Origin of the sequence: Micromonospora sp. WMMD1128, assembly GCF_027497235.1 — a bacterium.
Lineage (GTDB): Bacteria > Actinomycetota > Actinomycetes > Mycobacteriales > Micromonosporaceae > Micromonospora.
Map to the genome: position 1 here is coordinate 2,030,741 of NZ_CP114902.1, position 23,837 is coordinate 2,054,577.

Here is a 23,837-nt window from a genome sequence, read left to right on the forward strand (position 1 = left end):
CCCTTCAGCGGTTGTCGGCGGCGGGGACGCGGTCGGCCGGGGCGTCGGCGGCGAAGTCCGGGACGCGCACGCCGAGGCCGCGTTCGACGGCGGCGTCGCGCACGTGCGCGGCGAGGGCGGCGTCGAGCGCGCCCAGGCCGAACGGGGAGAAGACGGTGAGGGCGCTCTCGTCGTAGGGCACCCGGACCCGACCGGCGAGCAGGTCACCCAGTTCGGCGGCGATGAACCGGCGGTCACCGGCGACCGTCTCGGCCAGCTCCAGCGAGGTCGCCGCCCGGCACACGTGGTCGGCGTCGTCGACCACGTTGCGGGCGCCCAGGACGGCTCGTGCGGTCAGGTCGCGCAGCGACAGGTGCAGCATGACCGTGCCCGGCCGGCACGCCCCGGCGTCGGTGTGCGGTCGGGCGGCGGTGGTGGCGAAGCAGACCAGCCGGTGCGCGGCGAGCGCGTCGGTCATCGATTCCGCCACCCGCACCGCGAGCCGCGGCCAGGCCGCGGTGGCGCGCTCGGCGAACCGGCGGGCCCGGCCCGGGTCGAGGTCGAACACGGTGACCGCGCCCAGCCGCGGCAGGTGCGCGTGCAGGAACCGCAGCACCTCGACGTTGATCAGCCCGGCGCCGATCAGGGCGACACCGGCGGTGACATCGGCGGGCGCCCCGGCGGTCAGGGCGCCGGCGGCCACGGCGGCGGAGGCGGCGGTGCGGCGCGCCGAGATGACCGAGCCCTCCAGCAGCGCCTCGGTCCGGCCGTCCGTGACCGAGCTGAGCAGGATGGCGGCCGAGGCCCGCTCTCGGCCCCGGTCGACGTTGCCCGGGAAGGAGGCGATCCACTTCAGCGAGGCCACCGGACGCGCGCCGCCGACGTAGGCGGGCAGGGCGATGACGCGGTTGCGCTCGTCGTCGGGGAAGCGCAGGAAGACCGAGTGGGGCACGGCGGTGGCGCCGTCCGCGTGGTGGACGTACGCGTCGCGGACCAGCCGGCAGACGGCCGGTTCGTCGCCGTCGAGGACCGCCAGGACGTCGGCGCGTCGCAGGATCAACACCGTGCCTTCTCCTTCCACAGGTGGCCGATCTCGCCGAACTTCGCTCGCACCCAGGCGTCGTCGTAGATCGTGTCGAGGTAGCGCTCGCCCCGGTCGGGCAGGATCAGCACGCAGGTGCTGCCGGCCGCCAGCGTGTCCAGCCGGCCGGCGACGGCGCTGACGACGGCGCCGGACGAGCCGCCGCTGAGGATCGCCTCGGCGCCCACCAGCCGACGGCATCCCACGACGCAGTCCTGGTCGGTGACCCGCACCACCGAGTCGGCGATGCCGTCGTGGTAGAGGCCGGGCCGGATGGCCGCGCCGTGCCCGGGGATGAGCCGGCGGCAGGTCGAGCCGCCGAAGATCGCGCTGCCCTCGGCGTCGACCGCGGTGATCCGGGTCCGCAGGCCGTGCGCGGCCTTGTAGCGGGCGCAGCCGTGGATCGTGCCGCACGAGCCGGTCGCCACGAACAGGTGGTCCACCGGTTCGTCGAGCGCGGTCACGACCTCCCGCATGATCGCTTCCTGCGCACGCCCGTTGAGCGGGTTCGCGTACTGGTTGGGCCAGTACGCGTCCGGTTCGCTGTCGAGCAGTTCCCGGACCCGGCGCAGGCGGGCGCCGAGGAAGTCGCCCAGGTCGTTGTCCGGCTCGGTGACCCGGTCCAGCTCCGCGCCGTACGCCGACATGATCGCGCAGTTCTGCGCGGTCGTCTTCGGGTCGATCACGCAGACGAAGCGCAGGTCGAGCCAGCGGCACACCTGGGCGAGCCCGATGCCGAGGTTGCCGGAGCTGGACTCGACCACCGTCGAGCGTCCCGGGACCAGCTCACCGCTGTCGACGGCGCCGAGCACCATCGCGACGGCGGACCGGTCCTTCATGCTGCCGCCCGGGTTCAACGCCTCGAGCTTGGCGTAGAACCGGGCCGGCGAGCCGGGGAAGAGGCGGTCGAGTCGGACCAGCGGCGTGCCCCCGACGGCGGAGAGGATCCCGTCCCGGGGTGGCATCTCGATCACCGGCGCCGGGGGTGCGTCACGCCGGGGCCGGGCCGTCGGCGGAGCCGGCCTGTGCCGCGCCGGCCCGGTCCGTGGCCTGTGCCGCGCCGGCGCTGTCCGCGGCCTGCTCCTCGCCGGCGCCGTCCGCGGCCTGCTCCTCGCCGCGCACCCGGACGATGAACCGGGCCAGGTCCCGGAAACTCTCGCCCCGGAACCCCTCCATCTTCTCCAGCAGCTTCATGTCCAGCCCGTTCTCCAACTCCAGCAGCATCTGGACCATGGAGAACGAGTCCATGTCCTGCAGGCTGCCCGGCTCGGGCACGTCCGGCTGCTCGGCGCAGATCATCCGGGCGGTCCGGGTGACCACGTCGGTCAGCTCGTCGACGGCCTTCGTCAGCTCCTCGGCGGTCTCCCGATCCAGGTCCACAGTCATTTCCTCTGCCGCCATGTCTTCGCCCTTTCCATTCCTGCGGAATTGATTCGAGACGCGGCCGGAACAGTAATCGCATCGCCGTGCCGCGGTGATGGGAGATGGCCGTCACCCAGGTCCTGGGTCGGCTGCGGCTCACCTCGAGGCGCCGCAGATCAAGCGGGGGCGATGTTAAGCACGGCGTCGCGGGGAGGTCAATTGTGGAATGGCTCCCGCCGCCGGTCGCGGCACCCGCGAAGCACCCGGTCCGGCTGTCTCGCTGGCGGGACGGGCGGACCGCCCCGACGCCTGGCACAGCGGCGGATCCCACATGGCGTTGCTTGACTGCGCCGGTCGCGATGTGGCTAGCTTCCCGGCACCCGGACACCTCCTCGACGGCGTTTGCGAGCCGTCGCCCGACGGGAGGGGCCCAGTGGTCCGCGCCGTTGTGCGGAATGGAATCCGCGCCGGGTCGAAGTCACCGCGTGAAACGAGGACGGAACCGTGCTGTTTCCCTACACCGAATCGCGACGAATAGCGCTGCGGCCGGCCGGCGCCGCCGACGGGCCCCAGGCGTACCGGGTCCTTTTCCGGGCCGGCCGCGCGAACCTGCCGCTTCTCGACCAGTTCTGTGAGAGCTTCGGACGCCGGCTCGCCGCCTGTTTCCTCATCCACCGCGTCGACGGCGACGACGCGCCGATCGGGCTGGGCACGCTGTCGGACCTCAGCCCGGCGGGCCACCTGCGCGCCGAGGTGGTGCTGACCCCGGGTCAGCCGGAGGAGCTGCTCGGCGAGGCGAGCGCGTTGATCGTCAACTTCGCCTTCGCGATGTGGCGTACCCGCAAGGTGTACCTGCACGCGACCGACGCCGACCCGGCGAGCGTCGGCTTCGGCGGGGAGCACGCCGCGTTGGCCCACGCCGAGGCGGTGCTGGAGAAGCACACGTTCGGCCAGGGCCGGCTGTGGGACGTCCACGTCTTCGCGGTCCACCGCGAGCAGTGGGACACCACGGGCGTGGACCTGCTCAAGCAGCTCGTCTGATCCGTTCGATCCGCCCATCGGAGTGCCGACGCGGGACTCCCGGCCTGGAGGTGAAGCGCCGAGATGACCCTTAATGTGTGGGGTTACTTGTCGGAGTACGAGAAGGAGCGCGACGACATCCTGAACGCCGTCGACACGGTGTTCAGCTCCGGCACGCTTGTGCTCGGGCCGAGCGTCGCCGCCTTCGAGCAGGAGTTCGCCGCCTACCACGGGGTGCCGCACTGCGTGGGTGTGGACAACGGCACCAACGCGATCGTCCTGGGCCTGCGGGCCCTGGGCGTCGGGCCCGGCGACGAGGTGGTGACGGTGTCGAACACCGCGGCGCCGACCGTGGTGGCGATCGACGCGGTCGGGGCCACGCCGGTCTTCGTCGACGTGGACCCGGACACCTACCTGATGGACGTGGCGCAGGTCGAGGCCGCGCTTACCGCACGGACCCGCTGCCTGCTCCCGGTGCACCTCTACGGCCAGTGCGTCGACCTGGCCCCGCTGGAGGCCATCGCGGCTCGCCACGGCCTGCCGATCCTGGAGGACTGCGCGCAGGCGCACGGCGCCCGCCAGCACGGCCGGATCGCCGGATCGACGGGTCTGGCCGCCGCGTTCTCCTTCTATCCCACGAAGGTCCTCGGCGCCTACGGTGACGGCGGCGCGGTCCTCACCACCGACGCGGAGACCGACGCCGCGCTGCGGCGGCTGCGGTACTACGGGATGGAGCGCCAGTACCACGTCACCTCCACGCCCGGCTACAACAGCCGGCTGGACGCGGTGCAGGCGGAGATCCTGCGCCGCAAGCTGACCCGGCTCGACGACTACGTCGCCGGCCGGCGGGCGATCGCCGACCGGTACGCCGAGGCGCTCGCCGACACCGACGTCGTGGTGCCGGTGACCGCGCCGGGGAACGAGCACGTGTACTACGTCTACGTCGTCCGGCACCCCCGGCGCGACAAGATCATCGAGGCGATGCAGGCCCACGACGTCGCGTTGAACGTCAGCTACCGCTGGCCGGTGCACACCCAGACCGGCTTCGCCCACCTCGGGGTGCGCCCCGGGGCGCTGCCGGTGACCGAGGCGCTCGCCGACGAGATCTTCTCGCTGCCCATGTTCCCGTCGCTCGCCGTCGACGAGCAGGAACGGTTCATCGACACGTTCAAGACGGTGCTGGCGCGGATTTGAGCCGGCCCGGGCGACGAGGACAGGAGGAGCGGAGATGACGCGGCTCGCGGTTGCGGGTGACCGTACCGCCGGCGCCGGCCGGACCTGGCCGGACGCGGGCGCCGCCGACGACGGGGCGCTGGTGTCCCTGCGGCAGTTCGCCGCCTGGTGGGACGAGCGCCACCGCGCCGGGCGGTTCCGGGTCGACCGGATCCCGTTCGACGCGCTCGACTCCTGGTCGTTCGAGCCCCGCACCGGCAATCTCGGGCACGCCAGCGGCCGGTTCTTCACCATCGAGGGCCTGCGGGTCCGCGACGGCGGCGTCGACGGCTGGTCCCAACCGGTCATCAACCAGCCGGAGATCGGCATCCTCGGCATCGTGGTCAAGGAGTTCAACGGCGTCCTGCACTGCCTCATGCAGGCGAAGATGGAGCCCGGGAACGTCAACACCCTGCAGCTGTCGCCGACGGTGCAGGCCACCCGGAGCAACTACACCCAGGTGCACCGCGGCACCGGCACCCGCTACCTGGAGCACTTCGTCGGGGCGCAGCGCGGCCAGGTCCTCGTCGACGTGCTGCAGTCCGAGCAGGGGGCCTGGTTCTGGCGCAAGCGCAACCGCAACATGGTGGTGCTGGTGACCGGCGACGTGCCGGTGCACGAGGACTACTGCTGGTTGACGCCGGCCCAGATCCGCGAGCTGATGGGCGTCGACAACCTGGTCAACATGGACGCCCGTACGGTGCTGTCGTGCATGCCGTTCGCGCAGCCCCGGGAGGACGAGGCAGTCACCGGCGACGAGTTCCGCGACGCGCTGGTCCGCTCGTACCAGTACCAGCCGCAGGCCGCGCCGGTCGGGCCGCTGCACAACCCCGGCGCGATCCTCAGCTGGTTCACCGAGGCGAAGACCCGGTGCGACTGGACGGCCCGGCTGGTGCCGTTGGGCGAGGTGGCGCGGTGGTCCCGCACCGCCGACGAGATCCGGCACGACGAGGGCCGGCACTTCGGCATCATCGCGGTGCGGGTGGAGGCCGGCACCCGCGAGGTGCGCCAGTGGACCCAGCCGCTGCTGAGCCCGCGAGGCCAGGGCCGCGCGGTGTTCCTGGTCCGCCCGATCCAGGGGGTGCTGCACCTGCTGGTGCAGGCCCGGCCCGAGTACGGGCTGATGGACATGGTGGAGATGGCCCCGACGGTGCAGCTGCTGTCGGACTCCCCGGTGGGGGAGATCGCCGACCCGTTCCCGCGTGACCTGATGGCCGCCGGCACCGCCCGGGTGCGCTACGACAACCTTCTGTCGGAGGAGGGTGGGCGGTTCCACCACGCCCTGACCCGCTACCAGATCATCGAGGTGGGTGAGGACGTGCCGTTGGACGTGCCGCCGCAGTACTGCTGGATGACCGTCCGTCAGCTCACCGACCTGCTCCGGCACGGCCACTACCTCAACATCGAAGCGCGTAGCCTGCTGGCCTGCCTGCCCAGCATGTGCTGAGCGCCGGCCGGGACGAAGGAGCGACTGTGCGCCTGCTTTTCACCACCGCGCCCCTGCACGGGCACTTCTATCCGCTGGCGCAGGTGGCCTGGGCGGCCCGGGCCGGCGGGCACGAGGTGCTCGTGGCCGTGCCGGACGACTTCGTCGCGACGGCGCTCGCGGCCGGGTTGCCGGTGGCGTCCTGCGGCCCGGCGGCGGATCTGGCCGGCCGGCTCGCGGCGCCCGACGCGCCGCCGCACGGCAGCGCCGAGCGGCGGTACGCCACCGGCCGGGCGCTGGGCCGGGCGGCGGCGGCGTCGCTGCCCGGCATGACGGACGTGGTGACGCACTGGGCGCCGGACCTGGTGGTCAGCGAGCGGACCGAGTTCGCCGGACCGCTGGCGGCGGCGGCTGCCGGCATCGCGCACGTGGAGTACCGGTGGGGCGTCGCGCCGCTCGTGGAGTACCGGGCCGGGGCGGTGGCCGAGCTGGCCCGCGCCGGCGCCGGTGAGCCGCCGAACCCGGTCGAGGTGTTCAGCCCGTGGCCGGCGTCGCTGCGGCCGGCCCACCCGGCGGCGCGCAGCATCCGCGACGTGGCGTACAACGGCGCGGCGTTCCTGCCGCAGTGGTTGCTGCGGCCGCGCACCCGGCCGCGGGTCTGCGTGACCCTGGGCACCCTGGTGCCCCGGCTGGGCGGCGCGACCGGCCCGGACGTGGCGGGGTGGGTGCGTGGGCTGGCCGTGCTCGACGTCGAGGTGCTTGTCGCGGCCGACGAGGGGACGGCCGCGGCGTGGGGGCCGCTGCCCGACGGCGTCCGCGTCGGGCGGTTGCCGCTGGGGCAGGTGCTGCCGGAGTGCGACGTGCTGGTGAACCACGGCGGTCAGGGCACGGTGCTGGCCGCGCTCGGCGCCGGCTGTCCCCAGTTGTGCCTGCCGCAGTTCGACGATCAGTTCGACAACGCCCGGGCCGTCACCCGGGCGGGCGCCGGGCTGACGCTGCAACCGGGGGAGGCGACGCCGGAGGCGGTCACCGAGCTCGGCCGTCGGCTCCTGCACGACTCCCGTCACGGCCGCGACGCGCGGCGGATCGCCGCCGAGATCGCGACGCATCCGTCGCCGGTCGAGGTCTCCGACGAGCTGGTGAAGTTGGCGGCGCCCGGCGGGGGCGCCATGAGGTCCGGTCCGTTGCCGAAGCGAGGTTGATGACTGTGTCGAAGATGACGATCACCGAGATGGAGATCCCGAACGCCTACCGGATCCAGCCGGAGCGGCACCTCGACCGGCGCGGTTACTTCTTCGAGGCGTTGCGGGAGGAGCAGCTGTCCGCCACGATCGGCTATCCGTTCCGGCTGGGGCAGGTCAACTACTCGTCGAGTCGCCGTAACACGGTGCGGGGCATCCACGGCACGTCGCTGCCGCCGGGGCAGGCCAAGCTGGTCACCTGTGTGCGCGGCGCGGTGCTGGACGTGGTGGTGGACCTGCGGATCGGGTCGCCGACGTACGGCCGGTTCGAGGTCACCCACCAGGCGGCGGACTCCGGCACGGCGGTGTACCTGGCCGACGGTCTGGGCCACGCGTTCCTGGCGCTGACCGATGACGCGGTGATGAGCTACCTGTGCTCCGAGGAGTTCGTGCCCGGCACGATGATCGAGATCAACCCGTTGGATCCGGAGATCGGCATCACCTGGTCGCTGACCGAGGAGCCGATCATGTCCGACAAGGACGCCGCCGCGCCGTCGTTGGCCGAGGCGGCGGCGGCCGGCAGGCTGCCGAGCTACGACGAGTGCCTCATGCACTACGCGGCGCTGAAGGCGAGCCTGGCGGCGCGCTGAGCGCCAGACGTCACCGTCCCCCTGTCCAGCCCACTGCCGAGCGGAGTCCTTGCCGATGATGAGCCGCAGCACGACCGACCGGGTCCGCATGGGGGTGATGGGCTGCGCGGACATCGCCTGGCGCAAGACCCTGCCGGCGATGCTGGCGGAGCCGGCGATCCAGGTCACCGCGATCGCCAGCCGGGACCGGGGCAAGGCCGCCGTCTTCGCCGACCGGTTCTCCGGCGCGGCGGTGGAGGGTTACCAGGCCCTGCTCGACCGGGACGACGTGGACGCCGTCTACCTGCCGTTGCCGGCGCGGCTGCACGCCGAGTGGATCGAGCGTTCGCTCGCCGCCGGCAAGCACGTCCTGGTCGAGAAGCCGATGACGGACAGCCGCCCGGCCACCGAGCGACTCGTCGAGCTGGCCCGCGCCCGGCAACTGGTGCTGCTGGAGAACTTCATGTTCCTCTACCACTCGCAGCACTCGGCGGTGCGCAAGCTCGTCGCCGACGGCGCCATCGGCGAGCTGCGCGCCTTCAGCAGCGCCTTCACCATCCCGCCCAAGCCGGTCGGTGACATCCGCTACCAGCAGAAGGTCGGCGGCGGGGCGTTCCTCGACTTCGGCGGTTACCCGATCCGGGCGGCGTTGCAGTTCCTCGGCGGCGACCTGCGGATCGTCGGCGCGATGTTCCGCCGCGACCCGCGACACGACGTGGTGATGTCCGGTCACGTGCTGCTGTGCACCTCCGACGGCATCGCCGCGCAGTTGAGCTTCGGCATGGAACACTCGTACCGCAACAGCTACAGCCTCGCCGGCAGCACCGGCCGGATCATGCTGGACCGGGTGTTCACGCCGCCGGAGACCTACCAGCCGGTGCTGCGGATCGAGCGTCAGGACCATCGCGAGGAGTTCGTCCTGCCGGTGGACCACCAGTTCGCCAACGTGGTGCGCGAGTTCGCCCGGGCGGTGCTCGACGGCGACGACCTGCGCGCGCAGCAGGAGTGGACGCTGCAGCAGGCCGACCTGATGGACCGGGTGCGCGAGGCCGCCCTCGTGGTCGACATCTAGCGCCTGTCACGCAGGGGCGGTCGAGCCGCCGGCCGGACGCCCGGCGGCTCAGACCCGCCAGGCCACCGGCAGCCGCTCGAAGCCGTTGAGCAGTTCGGCGTGGACCCGGTCGGGTTCGCCGTCCGGGCGCAGGCCGGGCAGGCGGTCGAGGACCGCACGCACCGCGGTGGTGGCCTCCAGGCGGGCCAGCGACGCGCCCAGGCAGTAGTGGACGCCGTGGCCGAAGGCGAGGTGCCGGCGCAGTTGCGCGGGCGGGCGGGTGACGTCGAACCGGTCCGGGTCGGGCCAGTGGTCCGGGTCGCGGTTGGCCGCGGCGAGCAGCGGCAGCACCTTGGCCCGTTCGGGGATGGCGACGTCGCCCAGTTCGGTGGCGCGGCCGGCGGTGCGGAACAGGCCGCGCAGCGGCGCGTCGACCCGCAGGCTCTCCTCGACGGCGGCGGCCACCAGGCCCGGGTCGCGGCGCACCAGGTCGAGCTGGTCGGGGCTGGTGAGCAGCCGGTGCACCACGTTGCCGATGAGCAGCGCCGTGGTGGAGCTGCCGGCGACCAGCAGGAACTGGCAGAAACCGAGCAGTTCGGCGTGGCGGAGCGGGCGGCCGTCGGGCTCTGCGGTCATCAGGGTGGTCAGCAGGTCCGGCGGGGGCGTGCCGCCGGCGTCCAGGTGCGCGCGGCGCCGCCGCAGGTGCGCGTCGAAGTGCAGGTGGAACGACCGGTAGGCGGGCGCGACCCGGTGGTCGAGCGACCCGCGCGGGCGGCTCAGCCCCTCGGCCAGCGCCAGCACCCACGACCAGTACCGCGGGGCGTGCTCGACTTCGGCGCCGAGCATCCGGCAGGTCACCGTCATCGACAGCGGCACCGCCAGGTCGGCCATCAGGTCGGCGTGGCCGCGCGGGGCGAGGCCGTCCACCAGGGAGTCGACCAGCTCCTGGACGGAGCCGCCGAGGCCGGCGACGGTGGCCGGCCGGAACGCCGGGGCGAGCAGCGCCCGCTGGCGGGTGTGCAACGGCGGGTCGCTGGCGACCAGGACGCCACCGGGCTGGGCGTGGACCAGGCCGGGGCCGAGGCGCGACGGCCAGGTCGTGTCGTCGGTGAGCACCGCCCGCACGTCGCGTTCGCGGCTGATCCGGTAGTGGGGGGCGGGGTGGGCCACCGGGCAGACCGCCGGCGTCCGGCGGTCGTCGGCGGTCTGCCCGGGTTCGGCGTTCACTCGTAGCCGTACTGCTGGAGGATGTCGCCGAACTGCTCGGTGAAGCGGGCCAGGTTCCGGGCGGTGAACCGGTCCCGCCAGCCGCCGCTGCGACCCTGGTGGAAGCTCCACGCGTCGGGGTTGTAGACCCGGTCGGCGATCGCCTCGGCGTCGCTGTCGGAACCGATGTGCCGCAGGACGTCGCTGACCGCCGCGACCTGCCGCTCCCGGGTGCCGCCGCCGCGGGGGCCGATCAGGTCCTCGTAGCGGACCTTGCACACGCCGGGGTGGTGGAGCATCCAGAGCGCCTTCTCGAACTGGTCGCGGGCCAGGAAGGACGGGTCGCGCAAGGCGTAGTCGATCTTCTCATCCCAGGTGTTCTTGCTGGCCAGGATCCGGCTGAAGATGTCGGCCTCGTAGAAGTTGCCGTACCCCTCGCGGGTGCGCCCCTCCAAGAAATTGATCATGGAGACGACCGTGTCGCGCGGATCCCGGTAGTTGAGGATCAGCGGCGGCGACGCGGTCTCCACCCACTCGCTGAGGAAGCTGCCGTCCACCCGGTGGATGTCGAGCTCGTGCAGGATCCAGCACAGACCGTCGGGGGTGTCGGCGAACCTGGTGTACGGCAGGTAGGGGTTGGTGACGAAGTCCGCGGCCACGTCGAGGCGGGTCTGGCCGTACCGGTTGACCAGCTGCTGCCCGAGTCGCTGCTGCCAGTGCCACGTCAGCGCCGACCACGCCTGGTCGGTGACGTCGGCGAACCGGGCCGTGCCGCGCAGCTCCAGCAGGTCGTCGTGGTCACCCTTCGCCAGCACCAGGGCGGCGATCGCGGCACGCTGCTCGTCGTCGAACTCCGGCACCGTACGCGGGCCGGGACGGGGCACGCCGACGATGCGGTAACCCATCTCCAGCATCAGTTCCTGCATCAGGTGGGTGCCTGACTTCTGGAACGAGATGACCATGGTGCGCGGTGCGTGGCTCATCGATCCGGCTCCTGTCGTCACTTCGTGCTCCGCCGCTGCCCGCCGGGGTGGACCCGACGGTGCAGCACGCCGTCGGCCCAGACCAGCTCGACGCCGCCCCACCGCAGCGCGGCCTCCACCGTGTCCAGCACGCCGGGCGCCACGTCGACCTCGCCGAGGACGGCCAGCACCGGTACGTCGCTCCACGTGCGGTACTCGCGCAGGATCGTCCGCAGGACGGCGTCGTCGTCGGCCGCGCTCACCCGGGCCGTGCCGTCGGCGCGGGTGACGACCGGCAACCGGGAGCGCCAGCCGGGCACGACCTGCTTGTCGTACCCGGCGTGCGGGTCGGCGGCGTCGGGCCGGAACACGGTCGCGGCCCGGTCCCGCAGGCACAACGCGGCGGCGCGCCGGTACGCCGGACGGTCGGCGAGCCGGTTGAGCAGATCGCGCGTGGCCGGCGCGGTGGCCGGCGCGAGGATCGCCCGGGAACCGACCGGGCCGGGACCGGCGTAGAGCCGGCCGCGCAGCACCACGGCGGGCTGGCCGGTGCGGTGGATCAGCCGGGCCAGCTCCTCCGGGCGGCACGGCGCGGTGGACCAACCCGGCGGCACGTGCGGCGTGCGTCCGGGCAGGGGCCCGAGCCGCAGGTCCCACGGCAACCAGCGCAGCCCGTCACCGAGGCCCAGCGCGGCCGCGCCGACCGCGCCGGCGGCGCCGTCCGGGTACGGCGGCACCCACATCCGCCGGACCAGCGGGTGCTCCCGCAGGGCGGCGGTCAGCGCCGGCGAGCCGGCGGCGCTGCCGGTGAAGCAGAGGTCGACCGGGCCGTCGCCGGCCAGCAGGTCGGCCAGTCGTTCGGCGAGCAGGCCGCCGAGGAAGCGCTGGAGGCCGGCGGCCAGGTCGGCCGCGTCGACGCCGTGGGCGTCGGCGGCCCGGCGCAGGTCGGTCAGGAACTCGGTGGTGTGCCACACCGACGGCTCGACGGACCGCCCGCGGCCGAGAACGCTCGCGCGGTACTCCTTGGCCGCCGCGGTGTCCGCCTCGAAGTGCTCGTCCACGAGCCTGCCGACGAGCGAGGTCACCTCGGTGCGTACCGTCCCCGACCCGGCCAGGTCGGCAAGCGCCGCGCCGGCCGCGCCGGGTGCCGGCTCGCGGCCCTGGCCGGCGGGTCCGAGCATCCGCGCGGCCAGGTCCAGGACCATGCCGGTGATGGGGAACAGCTCACCCCGCGACTCGCTGCGCCCCCGCCCGTCGACCCGGGCGAGGCGCGGGAAGCTGTCCGTGTCCCACACCAGCACCGTCGCGCCGGCGCCGTCGCGGGCGAACGGGCTGGTGCAGTACGCGGCGGCGACGTGCCCGGCGAGGTGGGCGTAGCTGACGTAGGGGACGGCCGTGCCGCCCACCGTCAGCGTGCCCTCGGCCACCACCGGCGGATGGGTGTCCAGGTGCCCGGCGACGGCCAGCTCCACGGGCGCGTCCGCCGGCCCCAGCCGGAGCCGGCCGTCGGTGGTGCCGGGCCCGCCGTCGACCACCCAGACGTCGACGGCGTCGACCGTGCGCCGGATTGCGTCGAGCGTTTCCGTGACCCGGTCGACGGTGGCCTCGACGGACGCTTCCGCATCGACTTCCGACAATGTCGAGGCGAATTCGATCCGGCCGTTGCGAATCAGCGCGAGACCACCTCTGCCGGTCAACTTGAGCCCTGCGACGATCACGACTGTTCCTCCCGTCGGCGTTCGGCCGAGATGTGTCCTCCAGTTGGCGAGCCGACGGGGCGAGACGTCGACGCCGACGTCGCGTGGGCGTCCGGCGAGCGGCCCGGGGAGGTGCCCGAAGCTAACGAGCGGGCCGTCCGCCGGTCAACGACGGCCGGGCGGGAAAGGCGCCGCCCGGCGGGCGAACGTCTCGCTGGCGGGACATCCCCGGTGGCCGTCCCGACGTGGCCCGAGCAGCGACGCGCGTCGGTCCGCTCTTCTGCCGGACGTCGATGTCGGGGCACACTCCCATTCGTGCGGTAGCGTCGCGCCGGATCGCTTCCAGGTGTCGTGATGTGCCGGCACGTATCTGGTTCTCTCATCACGCCGCGGCCTCTCGCGCCGCATTCGACGTCGATCGGTCTAGTCAGGAGTTGTCATGTCGAGCACGTCCCAATGCCGCGTGTGCGGCGGCACGGTCAACGAGTTCTTCGACTTCGGGCGCCAGCCGCTGTCGGACGCCTTCCTGGAGCCCGACGCCGACCTCGACGGCGAGTTCTTCTTCCGGCTCGCCACCGGGCTCTGCGCGGACTGCACGATGGTGCAGCTGATGGAGGAGGTGCCCCGCGACCGGATGTTCCACGAGGCGTACCCGTACCACTCGTCCGGATCCGCCTACATGCGGTCGCATTTCGAGAGCCTGGCCAAGCGGCTGCTCACCACGGAGTTGACCGGCGACGACCCGTTCGTCGTGGAGGTCGGCTGCAACGACGGGGTGATGCTGCGGACGCTCGCCGAGTCCGGCGTACGCCACCTCGGCGTGGAGCCCTCCGGTGGCGTGGCCGACGTGGCCGCGGCGAAGGGGATCCGGGTCCGCAAGTCGTTCTTCGAGGAGTCGACGGCGCGTGAGATCCGGGCCGCCGACGGGCCGGCCGACGTCATCTACGCCGCCAACACGCTGTGCCACATCCCGTACATCGCGTCGATCCTGACCGGGGTGCGGGCACTGCTCGCCCCCACCGGCGTGTTCGTGTTCGAGGACCCCTACCTGGGCGACATCGTCGAGCGTGCCTCGTTCGACCAGATCTACGACGAGCACTTCTTCTTCTTCACCGCCCGCTCGGTGCAACAGATGGCGCAGCGGCACGACCTGGAGCTGGTCGACGTGGAGCGGCTGCCGGTGCACGGCGGCGAGGTGCGCTACACGCTCGCGATCGCCGGCGCCCGCACGCCCACGCCGGCCGTCGCCGACCTGCTCGCCGAGGAGCGGGCGCGCGGGCTCGCCGACCGGGCCACCCTGGACGGCTTCGGCGAGCGGGTGCTGCGGATCCGGGACGACCTGACCGCGCTGCTGCGCCGGCTGCGGGCCGAGGGCAAGCGGGTCGTCGGCTACGGCGCCACCGCCAAGAGCGCGACCGTGACCAACTTCTGCGGCATCGGCCCGGACCTGGTGTCGACGGTCGTCGACACCACCCCGGCGAAGCAGAACCGGCTCACCCCCGGGGCGCACATCCCGGTGGTCGACGCGGCGGCCTTCGCCGATCCGTACCCGGACTACGCGCTGCTGTTCGCGTGGAACCACGCCGACGAGATCCAGGCCAAGGAGCAGGGGTTCCGGGCGGCCGGCGGCCGGTGGATCCGGTACGTCCCCGAGGTACGGATCGACTGACCGGCCCCCGACACACCACCACACGGGCACGGCTGGGCCGTCCCGACCAGACGTCAGGGAGACAGAGCACATGATCCGAAACGTGGTCATCGTCGGCGGCGGGACGGCCGGATGGATGACGGCCAGCTACCTCAAGGCGGCGTTCGCCGACCGCATCGACGTGACGCTCATCGAATCCGCCCAGGTCTCGCGCATCGGCGTGGGCGAGGCGACCTTCAGCACCCTGCGGCACTTCTTCGACTACCTGGGCCTGGACGAGGCGGACTGGCTGCCCCGCTGCGCCGGCGGCTACAAGCTGGGCATCCGGTTCGAGAACTGGAACCGCCCGGGCGAGCACTTCTACCACCCGTTCGAGCGCCTGCGGATGGTCGACGGGTTCTCGCTCGCCGACTGGTGGCTCGCCCTGGGCGACCGCAGCCGGCCCTTCGACGAGGCGTGTTTCCTCACCCGGGCCCTCTGCGAAGCGAAACGCTCCCCGCGGATGCGGGACGGCTCGCTGTTCACCGCGGGCCTGGACGGCCGACTCGGCCGGTCCACCCTGGACGAGCAGCGCGCGCAGTTCCCGTACGCCTACCACTTCGACGCCGACGAGGTGGCCCGCTACCTGGCCGAGTACGCCACGGCGCGCGGGGTGCGGCACGTGGTCGACAACGTGGCGCACGTGGCCCGCGACGAGCGTGGCTGGATCGGCCACGTGGTGACCGACGGGCACGGGACGATCGACGGCGACCTCTTCGTCGACTGCACCGGATTCCGCGGCCTGCTGATCAACCAGACGCTCGGCACCCCGTTCGAGTCGTTCCAGGACGTGCTGCCCAACAACCGCGCGGTCGCGGTGCGGGTGCCCCGCGAGGACGCGACCGAGATGAGCCCCTACACCACGGCGACCGCGATGAGCGCCGGCTGGATGTGGACCATTCCGCTGTTCCGCCGCAACGGCAACGGCTACGTCTACTCCGACGAGTTCATCAGCCCGGAGGAGGCGGAGAAGGAGCTGCGCGCCGCCGTCGCCCCCGGCCGCGACGACGTGCCGGCCAACCACATCCGGATGCGGATCGGCCGCAACCGGGAGTCCTGGGTGCACAACTGCGTCGCCATCGGCCTGTCCAGCGCGTTCGTGGAACCGCTGGAGTCCACCGGGATCTTCTTCATCCAGCACGGCATCGAGCAGCTGGTGCGCTACTTCCCGGACGAGCGCTGGGACCCGGTGCAGATCGCCGCCTACAACGACCGGGTCGGGCGGGCCGTCGACGGGGTCAAGGAGTTCCTGGTCCTGCACTACCGGGCCGCGCAGCGCGAGGACACGCCGTACTGGAAGGAGGCCAAGCGACGCCGGCTGCCCGACGGCCTGGCGGAGCGGATGGAGCTCGCCGGCTCGCGTCTGCTCGACGAGGAGACGATCTACCCGTACTACCACGGGTTCGAGAGCTACTCCTGGAACGCGATGAACCTCGGGCTGGGGCACGTGCCGACGGCGCCGGCGCCGGCCCTGCGGCACCTCGACCCGGCCCGCGCCCACGCCGAGTTCGCGCGGCTCCGAGCCGAGGGCGAGGCGCTCGTGGCCGCGCTGCCCAGCTGTTACGAGTACCTCGCCGGGCTCAACGACTAATCTCCGATCGCAGCGGAGGGCCACCGATGACCACCCTTTCGTCCGACGACGTGTCGGCGGCGCAGCCCGGCCACCCGGGCCCGCCGCACGGGTTCCGCACCTTCATGCGCGGCTACGTCACCGGCGTCGCGGTCGTCACCTCGACCGGCGCCGACGACCAGCCGCACGGGCTGACCTGCAACTCGTTGGCCAGCGTGACGATGGACCCGCCCACGCTGCTGGTCTGCCTCGACACGTGCAGCGGCACCCTGGCGGCCATCCGTGAGCGCGACAGCTTCATGGTCAACCTGCTGCACGCCGCGGCCCGGCAGACGGCGGAGCTGTTCGCCGCGCCGCGGCCGGACCGCTTCGGCGCGGTGGCGTGGCGGTTGTCGCCGCGGCGCGCGCTGCCCTGGCTGGCCGAGGACGCGTTCGCCGCCGCCGAGTGCGACGTGGTCGACCTGCGGACCGTCGGCGACCACGTCGTCGTCTTCGGTCGGGTGGTCGAGGCCACCGGCGGCGAGGGCCGCCCGCTGCTCTACGGCCGCCGCTCCTACCTGGAGGCCCGGTGAGCGACGGCGCGCAGACCGTCGGGGGCGGCCGGCGGGGCCGGCTGGTCGTCGCCGCCGGGGCCGCGGTGCTCGCCGGCATCGGGGCGCTGTGGGGCACCGACCTGGTCGACGTCGGGCCGGTCGACCCGCTCACCCGGTTCCTGCTCGCCGTCGCCGTGATCCTCGCCGGCTGCCACCTGCTCGGCGAGCTGATGCGCCGGCTGGGGCAGCCCGCGGTGCTCGGCGAGATCCTCGGCGGCCTGCTGCTCGGCCCGTCGGCGCTGGGTCTGCTCAGCCCCGGCCTGCACCGGTGGCTCTTCCCACCGGACGTGCTTGTCAACCTGGACCGGATGGCCCAGCTCGGTCTGGTCGTGTTCATGTTCCTGCTCGGCTGCGAGCTGCGCACCGGCGGGGCGCGGCGACCACGCGCCATCGGCCTGGTGGTGCTCGGCGGCATGGGCCTGCCGGTCGTCGCGGGCTTCGGCCTGGCCCTCGCGGCCGAGCCGGTGCTGCGCGGTGCCGGCGCGCCGGTGCCGGCGTACGCGCTCTTCCTCGGCCTCGCGCTCGCCGTCACCGCGCTGCCCGTACTGGCCCGCATCCTGGTCGACCTGCGACTGGACCGCAGCCGCACCGGAGCGCTGGCCCTGTCGGCGGCGGCGGCCGGCGACGGCGTCGCCTGGCTGGCGCTGACGGTGATCCTCGCGGCGGCGACCTCCGGGGCCGACGTGCGCTCGGTGACCGGGGCGGCGGTCCACCTCGCCCTGGTGCTCGTGCTCTTCCTCTGCCTGCGGCCGGTGCTGGCGGCGATCGTGCGGCGCGCCGGCTCCGAGCGGATGCTCGTCGTCGTCCTGGTCGTCGGCGCCATCGCGTTCGCGGCGCTGACCCAGCTGGTCGGCCTGCACCCGTTCGTCGGCGCCTTCCTCTTCGGCGTCGCGGTGCCGCGTCGGTCGCCGGTGGTGGAGCGGATCAACCACCAGCTCCAGGGCTTCACCCTGACGATCCTGCTGCCCCTGTTCTTCGCCGGGGTCGGCCTGGCCGCCTCGGTGGGCCTGCTCGGCGGCGACCCCGGCCACTGGCTGCTCTTCCTCGGCGTGCTCGCGGTCGCGACGGTGACGAAGGTGGCCGGCGCCGGCGGCGGCGCCCGGCTCGCCGGCCTGCCGGCACGCGACGCGGTACGGGTCGGCGTGCTGATGAACTGCCGGGGCGTCACCGAGCTGGTCGTCGCCAGCATCGGCCTGCGCTCCGGCCTGGTCAACGAGCTCGGCTTCACCATCCTGGTGCTCACCGCCGTGGTGACCACCGCGATGACGGCGCCGCTGGTCCGCGCGCTGGCCCGCGACGACGCCGCGTCGGCCGATCCGGCCGCCCTCTCTGACCGACTCCACGAACGGACAAGTCGATGAATGGAATAGTGCTCGCCGGCGGGAGCGGAACCCGGCTCTACCCGCTCACCCTGGCGACGTCCAAGCAACTGCTCGCGGTCTACGACAAGCCGATGGTCTACTACCCGATGTCGGTGCTGATGCTGGCCGGCATCCGCGACATCCTGATCATCTCCAACCCGCCCAGCATCCCGGCGCTGCGGGCGTTGTTCGGCGACGGCTCGCACCTGGGCCTGCACATCACCTACGCCGAGCAGCAGGAGCCGCGGGGCATCGCCGAGGCGTTCCTGATCGGCGCCGACCACATCGCCGGCGAGCCGTGCGCGCTCGTCCTCGGCGACAACATCTTCCACGGCGCGGGGTTCCCGCAGCTGCTGCGCTCCTCACGGGAGGAACTGGACGGCTGCATGCTGTTCGGCTACCCGGTGTCCGACCCCTACCGCTACGGCATCGGCGAGGTCGACGCGTCCGGCGCCCTGGTCTCGATCGAGGAGAAGCCGGCCCACCCGCGGTCGGACAACGCGATCACCGGGCTGTATTTCTACGACTCCGACGTCGTCGAGATCGCCCGCGAGCTGGTGCCCTCGCCCCGGGGCGAGCTGGAGATCACCGACGTCAACCTGGCCTACCTCAAGCAGGGCCGGGCCCGGCTGCAACGCCTCGGGCGCGGCTTCACCTGGCTGGACGCCGGCACGCACGACTCGATGCTCGCCGCCAGCCAGTACGTGCAGGTGATCGAGAAGCGCCAGGGCGTGCGGGTGGCGTGCCTGGAGGAGATCGCCCTGCGGATGGGCTACATCGACGCGGAGGCGTGCCACCGGCTCGGGGTGGAGGCCCGCAACTCCGACTACGGGCGGTACCTGCTGGAGCTCGCGGAGACGGTCGGATGAGCGGCGTGCCACGCGCGGCGGTGTTCCGGTACGCCCCCGGCCGGACGCGGGCCGGCCGATGAGCTACGTCGACGTCGCGCCGGCGAGCCTGCTGGCCCGGGGCCCGGCGGACCGCGAGGTGACCGAGGGGGCCTGGCGGGTCCGGTGGGACCGCGTGGCCGGCGACCCGGCGGAGCTGGTGCGCGGCCACATGACGCCGGACCTCGACTTCCACACCTCCGGCAGCACCGGGGAGAGCCTCTGCTGGCGGCGTGGCCGCGAGGCGGCCTGGCGGGAGGCGGGCCTGCTCGCCGACCTGGTCGCCGAGGACCGGCCCGGCGCGGTGGTGTCGTTCGTGCCACCGGTGCACATCTACGGCGCGCTGGCCACGTTGTTGCTGCCGGCCCGCCTCGGCGCGCCGGTCTGGTACCGCAAGTCGTTCTTCGGGCCGATGCCCGAGGTGGAGTCGTCGCGGGTGCTCGTGGTCGCCACGCCGTGGATCTTCACCCTGCTGTTGCAGCACCTCGACTGGGTGCGCCGCTTCGAGCGGGTGACCGTGCTGCACAGCAGCGCCATGCTGCCGGACACCGCCGGTCAGCTCCGGGCCGAGGTGGGCGGGGACCGGCTGGGCGTGGTGGAGATCCTCGGCTCGACCGAGACCGGCGGGATCGCCACCCGCCGGTGGGCCACCGGCGCGCCCGGCCCGTGGACGCTCTTCCCGGACGTCACGTTCGCGGACCGACCCGAGGGCGCCGGGTCGGGGGAGGACAGCCCGCTCGTCGTACGCAGCCCGCGCCTGGCGTACCGGCCGGGTGCGGCGCCGCCCCGGCAGGCCAGCACCGGCGACCTGGTCCGGCGCCGCGACGAGCGGACCTTCGACCTGGTCGGCCGCAGCAGCCGGCTGGTGAAGGTGAACGGCCGCCGGGTCAACCTCGACGACCGGGAACGGGTGCTGCGCGCCGCGATCGACTGCGCCGACCTGGCGCTCGTGCCGGTGGCCGACCCGGTGATCGGCGAGCACGTCGACCTGCTGGTCGTCGCGCCCGGGCGGACGCTCGCCGACCTCGACCTCGCCGCCGGGTTCGCCGCCATGGGGATGCGTCCCCGCAAGGTTCATCTGGTGCCCGGGATCGACCGGTCCGAGACCGGCAAGCTGCGGTACCGCCAGCCGACAATCACCGCCGACGCGGAGGTAGCGACGTGACCATGATCGCCCACAGTTCGACAAGCGCCGCCTTGGAAGGCGACCACGGCGCGCCGATGCCCGCCGGGGACGGCACGGCGTACCTGGCGGCGATCACCGGCGCCGCCGACTGGGACGCCACCCTGCCGCCGTGCGACGACGCCGACGTGGCCCGGATGGAGTCCAGCGCCGCCACGATCGACAAGCACCTGGCCGCCGGAGAGCCGATCTACGGACTCACCCAGGGGTTCGGCCCGCTCGTGCTCTACGCGGCGGAGTCCGAGATGGAGCAGGGCACCTCGCTGATCTCGCACCTGGGCACCGGCCAGGGCCAGCCGCTGGCCCCGGAGGTGAGCCGGCTGGTGCTGTGGCTGCGGCTGGCCAGCATGCGCAAGGGATTCTCGGCGGTGTCGCCGGAGTTCTGGCAGCGTATCGCCGACCTGTGGAACGCCGGCTTCACGCCGTGCATCCCGCGCGACGGCACGGTGAGCGCGAGCGGCGACCTCCAGCCGCTGGCCCACGCGGCGCTCGCCTGCACCGGTCACGGCGAGGCGTGGGTGCGGGAGCGCGGCGACTGGGTGGTCCGGCCGGCCGCCGAGGCGCTTGCCGCGATCGGCGCCGAGCCGGTGCGGTGGCCGGTGCGCGAGGCGCTCGCGTTCGTCAACGGCACCGGCGTCGGCCTGGCCCTGTCCATCCTCAACCACCGCTCGGCGCTGCAACTGGTGCGGGCGGTGGCGGCGCTGTCGGCCCGGCTCGCGACCCTGCTGGGCGCGAATCCGGAGCACTACGACGACGGGGTGGGGTTCGCCCGCGGGCAGGCCGGGCAGATCACCGTGGCCCGCTGGATCACCGGGGCCATGCCGGCGGACGCCCGCCGCGACCCGAGCCGGCCACTTCAGGAGCCGTACAGCCTGCGCTGCGCGCCGCAGGTGCTCGGCGCGGTCCTGGACCAGGTGTCCGGCGCCGCGGACCTGCTCGCCCGGGAGGCGCGTGGCTGCACCGACAACCCGATCACGGTGCAGGGGCGGGTGCTGCACGCGGGCAACTTCCACGCCATGCCGGTGGGCTTCGCCTCCGACCAGCTCGGGCTCGCCGTGCACATGGCGGCGTACCTGGCGGAGCGGCAACTCGGGCTGATCGTCAACCCGGTCACCAACGGCGACCTGCCGCCGATGCTCACCCCCCGCGCCGGCCGTGGCTGCGGCCTGGCGGGCGTGCAGATCAGCGCCACCTCGTTCATCTCCCGGATCCGGCAGCTGGTCTATCCGGCGTCGCTGACCACGCTGCCCACCAACGGGTGGAACCAGGACCACGTGCCGATGGCGCTCAACGGCGCGAACGGCGTGTCCGAGGCGCTCGACCTGGCCTGGCTGACGGTCGGCTCGCTGGCCCTGGGCGTGGCCCAGCTGACCGCGATGACGCAGCCGGGCCCCGACGTCGACGGCGTCTGGGCCGAGTTGGCCCGCGTGTCGCCGCCGCTGGCGGAGGACCGGCCGATGGGCCCGGAGGTGCGCGCGGCCCGCGACCTGATGCGGCGGCACGCGGCGCAACTGCTCGTCGACCGGCCGGAAGGGGCGCGATGAGCACCGACTTCGTGCTGCCGACGCCGGAGGAGGTCGGCGCGTTCTACGACCGGGCCAACCTGCTCATCACCCGGTTCCAGGGCGGCAACATGCACTACGGCTACTGGACCGGGCCGGACGACGACAGCAGCTTCGAGGTGGCCGGCCAGCGCCTGACCGACCTGCTCATCGACAAGCTGGCGCCGGGCGCCGGCGACCGGGTGCTCGACGTCGGCTGCGGGCCGGGCAAGCCCGGGGTGCACCTGGTCCGCCGCACCGGCGCCGACCTGGTCGGCATCTCGGTCAGCACCCGCGACGTCGAGCTGGCCAACGAGCGTGCCCACGCCGAGGGGGTCGCCGACCGCGCCGTGTTCCAGGTGGCGGACGCCACCGCGCTGCCGTTTCCGCCGGACTCCTTCGACGCGGTGCTGATGCTGGAGTCGATCGTGCACATCCCGGACCGGACGCGGGCGTTGACGCAGGCGGCCCGGGTGCTGCGCCCGGGCGGCCGGCTGGCGCTCACCGACTTCGTCCTGCGCGGGGAGATCATCGAGCAGGACGAGGAGACCCGCCAGGCGGTGGCGGAGGCGCTGGCCGCGTGGCGGGCCGCGCCCCTGGTGCGGGTCGAGGACTATCCGCGTTTCGTCGCGGAGGCCGGTCTGGTGCTCGACGAGATCGTCGACATCACCGCGCAGACCATGCGCACCTACCAGCAGACGCACATGGCCATGCACGAGTACGCCAAGACCCACGACGACCTGCCCGAGGACCTGGCCCGCCTGGTGGCCGACCCGGTCGACGACGGCTGGGACGTCGAGCCCGACCACGTCAGCGAGGGCGTGGTCGTGGTGGTGGCGCACCGGCCGGACGCTCTCTGACCGGTCCCACCCACGCGACGGGGCGCCCGTGCCGGCCGGCACGGGCGCCCCGTCGCGTGCGGTGCGGTCAGTCGGCCCGGTACTTGGCGGTCAGCTCGACCAGTTGCCCGGCGACCTCGTTGGGCGTGGGCAACGCCTCGATCTCCGCCCGCAGGGCCTCGGCCCGCTCCCGGAAGGCCGGCTCGTCCAGCAGGCGCCCGAGCTGCTCCCGGACGGTCGCGCCGGTGGCGGCGCCGGGGTGGACCACCAGGCCGGCGCCGTGCGCGGCCAGCTTGCCGGCCAGCAGCGGGCCCTCGAAGTGGAACGGCAGGACCAGCTGCGGTACGCCGTAGCGCGCGACCGTGCTCAACGTCCCGAACCCGCCGTGGTTGACGACCGCGGCGCAGGTCGGCGCCAGCGCGTGCAGCGGCACGTAGTCGACCACCCGGACGTTGTCCGGCACCCGGGGCAGCTTCGGCTGCTCGGCCGCGGCGATGGTGGCGACCACCTCGACGTCCAGGTCGGCGAGGGAGTCGAGCACGTCGGCGACGTTGAGCGTGTAGCCGTCGAAGTGGTCGGTGGCGCTCAGGCCCAGGGTCAGCGCCACCCGCGGCCGTGACCGCGGCGCCCACACCCACGACGGTACGACGGCGCGACCGCCGTAGGGGATGTGGCGCATCGGCACGTAGTGCAGCGGCGCCCCGATCCGCAGCGACGGGCTCAACTGGTCGACGGTGAACTGGCCGGACACCAGGTCCTCGGTGAACGCGAAGCCGTACCGCCGGGCGTAGGACTCGAGCCACTCGGCGAGCGCGTCGTCCCGCTCCGGCGGGACGAGCCGGCTGTTGACCTGGCGGATGTGGGCGTGCGTCACGCCGTACACGTCCATGGTGAACAGCAGGCGGCCGTGCGCCGCGCCGCACGCCTTCGCGGCGATCGCGCCGGCGAACGTGTTCGGCTCCCACAGGACCAGGTCGGGGCGCCACTGCTGCGCGAGGCGCACCAGGTCGGCCACCATCGGCTGGTTGTGCAGGCGGTGGCCCCACTGGGTGAAGGCCCGGTGCGACTCGGTCAACTCGGCCCAGTCGACGTTCTCCGCGCCGACCTCGGCGAGGTCGTACGGCTTGGGCAGCCCGCGCCGCCACTGTGCCCGGTCCTCCGGGCGGTCCATCCGCTCGACGTCGACGTCCCGCCCGACCGGCACCGCGGTCAGGCCGGCGTCGGTGATCAGGTCGGTGAGCCGGGGCAGGCTGGCCACCCGGACCTCGTGGCCGGCGGTCCGCAACGCCCACGCCAGCGGCACCATCTTCAGGAAGTGCGTGCGTTGCGGGAGCGTGCACAGCAGGACGCGCATGGGTGTTCTCCTGGTG

Annotated in this window: 21 protein-coding genes; 14 read left to right on the forward strand and 7 right to left on the reverse strand. The window is 73.3% G+C overall.

The features are described 5' to 3' along the window. Positions 1 to 4: 4 nt before the first annotated feature. Genes sbnB through O7602_RS09510 form a run of 3 tightly spaced genes read right to left on the reverse strand, consistent with a single transcriptional unit; the run spans position 5 to position 2,446 of the window. Positions 5 to 1,042, reverse strand: a complete 1,038-nt coding sequence (sbnB, locus tag O7602_RS09500; protein ID WP_281587958.1) for a 2,3-diaminopropionate biosynthesis protein SbnB — start codon at positions 1,040 to 1,042, stop codon at positions 5 to 7. After that, positions 1,036 to 2,025, reverse strand: coding sequence for a 2,3-diaminopropionate biosynthesis protein SbnA (sbnA, locus tag O7602_RS09505; protein ID WP_281587959.1), 990 nt, complete (start codon positions 2,023 to 2,025; stop codon positions 1,036 to 1,038). Before sbnA ends, sbnB begins: the two co-directional genes overlap by 7 nt. A 25-nt stretch (positions 2,026 to 2,050) precedes the next feature. Next, positions 2,051 to 2,446: a hypothetical protein gene (locus tag O7602_RS09510; protein ID WP_281587960.1), complete on the reverse strand. Its 396-nt coding sequence runs from the start codon at positions 2,444 to 2,446 to the stop codon at positions 2,051 to 2,053. Between the two features lie 480 nt (positions 2,447 to 2,926). On the opposite strand from O7602_RS09510, the gene O7602_RS09515 reads away from it, so the two are divergent. The 6 genes from O7602_RS09515 (at position 2,927) to O7602_RS09540 (ending at position 8,962) form a co-directional block, all read left to right on the forward strand. Next, complete coding sequence (locus O7602_RS09515; protein WP_281587961.1) at positions 2,927 to 3,463, forward strand: hypothetical protein; 537 nt, start codon at positions 2,927 to 2,929, stop codon at positions 3,461 to 3,463. Positions 3,464 to 3,526: 63 nt separating this feature from the next. After that, positions 3,527 to 4,636, forward strand: coding sequence for a DegT/DnrJ/EryC1/StrS family aminotransferase (locus tag O7602_RS09520; protein WP_281587962.1), 1,110 nt, complete (start codon positions 3,527 to 3,529; stop codon positions 4,634 to 4,636). 34 nt (positions 4,637 to 4,670) lie between these two features. Then, positions 4,671 to 6,101 (forward strand): NDP-hexose 2,3-dehydratase family protein, encoded by a 1,431-nt coding sequence (locus tag O7602_RS09525; RefSeq protein ID WP_281587964.1) that lies wholly within the window; start codon positions 4,671 to 4,673, stop codon positions 6,099 to 6,101. A gap of 26 nt (positions 6,102 to 6,127) precedes the next feature. Beyond that, positions 6,128 to 7,282, forward strand: coding sequence for a nucleotide disphospho-sugar-binding domain-containing protein (locus tag O7602_RS09530; protein WP_281587966.1), 1,155 nt, complete (start codon positions 6,128 to 6,130; stop codon positions 7,280 to 7,282). Between the two features lie 14 nt (positions 7,283 to 7,296). Beyond that, positions 7,297 to 7,911 carry a dTDP-4-dehydrorhamnose 3,5-epimerase family protein gene (locus O7602_RS09535; RefSeq protein WP_281587968.1) on the forward strand — a complete coding sequence of 205 codons (615 nt, stop codon included), beginning with the start codon at positions 7,297 to 7,299 and terminating at the stop codon, positions 7,909 to 7,911. A 55-nt stretch (positions 7,912 to 7,966) separates the two neighbouring features. Then, the gene (locus O7602_RS09540; protein ID WP_348651318.1) at positions 7,967 to 8,962 is read left to right on the forward strand and encodes a Gfo/Idh/MocA family oxidoreductase; all 996 of its coding nucleotides are present in this window, start codon (positions 7,967 to 7,969) and stop codon (positions 8,960 to 8,962) included. A gap of 48 nt (positions 8,963 to 9,010) precedes the next feature. On the opposite strand, the gene O7602_RS09545 is transcribed toward O7602_RS09540, so the two are convergent. The 3 genes from O7602_RS09545 to O7602_RS09555 are packed head-to-tail and all read right to left on the reverse strand — an operon-like array spanning position 9,011 to position 12,827. Continuing rightward, entirely contained in the window at positions 9,011 to 10,168 is a 1,158-nt protein-coding gene (locus O7602_RS09545) for a cytochrome P450 (protein ID WP_281587970.1), read from the reverse strand. Next, complete coding sequence (locus O7602_RS09550) at positions 10,165 to 11,130, reverse strand: hypothetical protein (RefSeq protein ID WP_281587971.1); 966 nt, start codon at positions 11,128 to 11,130, stop codon at positions 10,165 to 10,167. Before O7602_RS09550 ends, O7602_RS09545 begins: the two co-directional genes overlap by 4 nt. A 17-nt stretch (positions 11,131 to 11,147) precedes the next feature. Next, the gene (locus O7602_RS09555) at positions 11,148 to 12,827 is read right to left on the reverse strand and encodes a carbamoyltransferase N-terminal domain-containing protein (protein ID WP_281587972.1); all 1,680 of its coding nucleotides are present in this window, start codon (positions 12,825 to 12,827) and stop codon (positions 11,148 to 11,150) included. Positions 12,828 to 13,245: 418 nt separating this feature from the next. On the opposite strand from O7602_RS09555, the gene O7602_RS09560 reads away from it, so the two are divergent. The 8 genes from O7602_RS09560 to O7602_RS09595 all read left to right on the forward strand — a co-directional run bounded on the left by O7602_RS09560 (position 13,246) and on the right by O7602_RS09595 (position 22,488). Next, complete coding sequence (locus O7602_RS09560; protein WP_281587974.1) at positions 13,246 to 14,475, forward strand: class I SAM-dependent methyltransferase; 1,230 nt, start codon at positions 13,246 to 13,248, stop codon at positions 14,473 to 14,475. A gap of 70 nt (positions 14,476 to 14,545) precedes the next feature. After that, a complete protein-coding gene (locus O7602_RS09565; RefSeq protein ID WP_281587976.1) occupies positions 14,546 to 16,084 on the forward strand; it encodes a tryptophan halogenase family protein in 1,539 nt (512 codons plus the stop codon). A 26-nt stretch (positions 16,085 to 16,110) separates the two neighbouring features. Next, positions 16,111 to 16,635, forward strand: a complete 525-nt coding sequence (locus O7602_RS09570; RefSeq protein ID WP_281587978.1) for a flavin reductase family protein — start codon at positions 16,111 to 16,113, stop codon at positions 16,633 to 16,635. Continuing rightward, positions 16,632 to 18,017, forward strand: a complete 1,386-nt coding sequence (locus O7602_RS09575) for a cation:proton antiporter (protein WP_281587980.1) — start codon at positions 16,632 to 16,634, stop codon at positions 18,015 to 18,017. The genes O7602_RS09570 and O7602_RS09575 overlap by 4 nt, the downstream gene beginning before the upstream one ends. After that, entirely contained in the window at positions 18,014 to 18,886 is an 873-nt protein-coding gene (rfbA, locus tag O7602_RS09580) for a glucose-1-phosphate thymidylyltransferase RfbA (protein WP_281587982.1), read from the forward strand. Before O7602_RS09575 ends, rfbA begins: the two co-directional genes overlap by 4 nt. A 58-nt stretch (positions 18,887 to 18,944) precedes the next feature. After that, positions 18,945 to 20,069 carry a class I adenylate-forming enzyme family protein gene (locus tag O7602_RS09585; RefSeq protein WP_281587983.1) on the forward strand — a complete coding sequence of 375 codons (1,125 nt, stop codon included), beginning with the start codon at positions 18,945 to 18,947 and terminating at the stop codon, positions 20,067 to 20,069. Between the two features lie 2 nt (positions 20,070 to 20,071). After that, positions 20,072 to 21,631, forward strand: coding sequence for an aromatic amino acid ammonia-lyase (locus O7602_RS09590; RefSeq protein WP_281590233.1), 1,560 nt, complete (start codon positions 20,072 to 20,074; stop codon positions 21,629 to 21,631). Then, a complete protein-coding gene (locus O7602_RS09595; RefSeq protein WP_281587985.1) occupies positions 21,628 to 22,488 on the forward strand; it encodes a methyltransferase domain-containing protein in 861 nt (286 codons plus the stop codon). The genes O7602_RS09590 and O7602_RS09595 overlap by 4 nt, the downstream gene beginning before the upstream one ends. A gap of 67 nt (positions 22,489 to 22,555) precedes the next feature. On the opposite strand, the gene O7602_RS09600 is transcribed toward O7602_RS09595, so the two are convergent. Further along, positions 22,556 to 23,821 carry an activator-dependent family glycosyltransferase gene (locus tag O7602_RS09600; protein WP_281587987.1) on the reverse strand — a complete coding sequence of 422 codons (1,266 nt, stop codon included), beginning with the start codon at positions 23,819 to 23,821 and terminating at the stop codon, positions 22,556 to 22,558. Positions 23,822 to 23,837 lie beyond the last annotated feature (16 nt).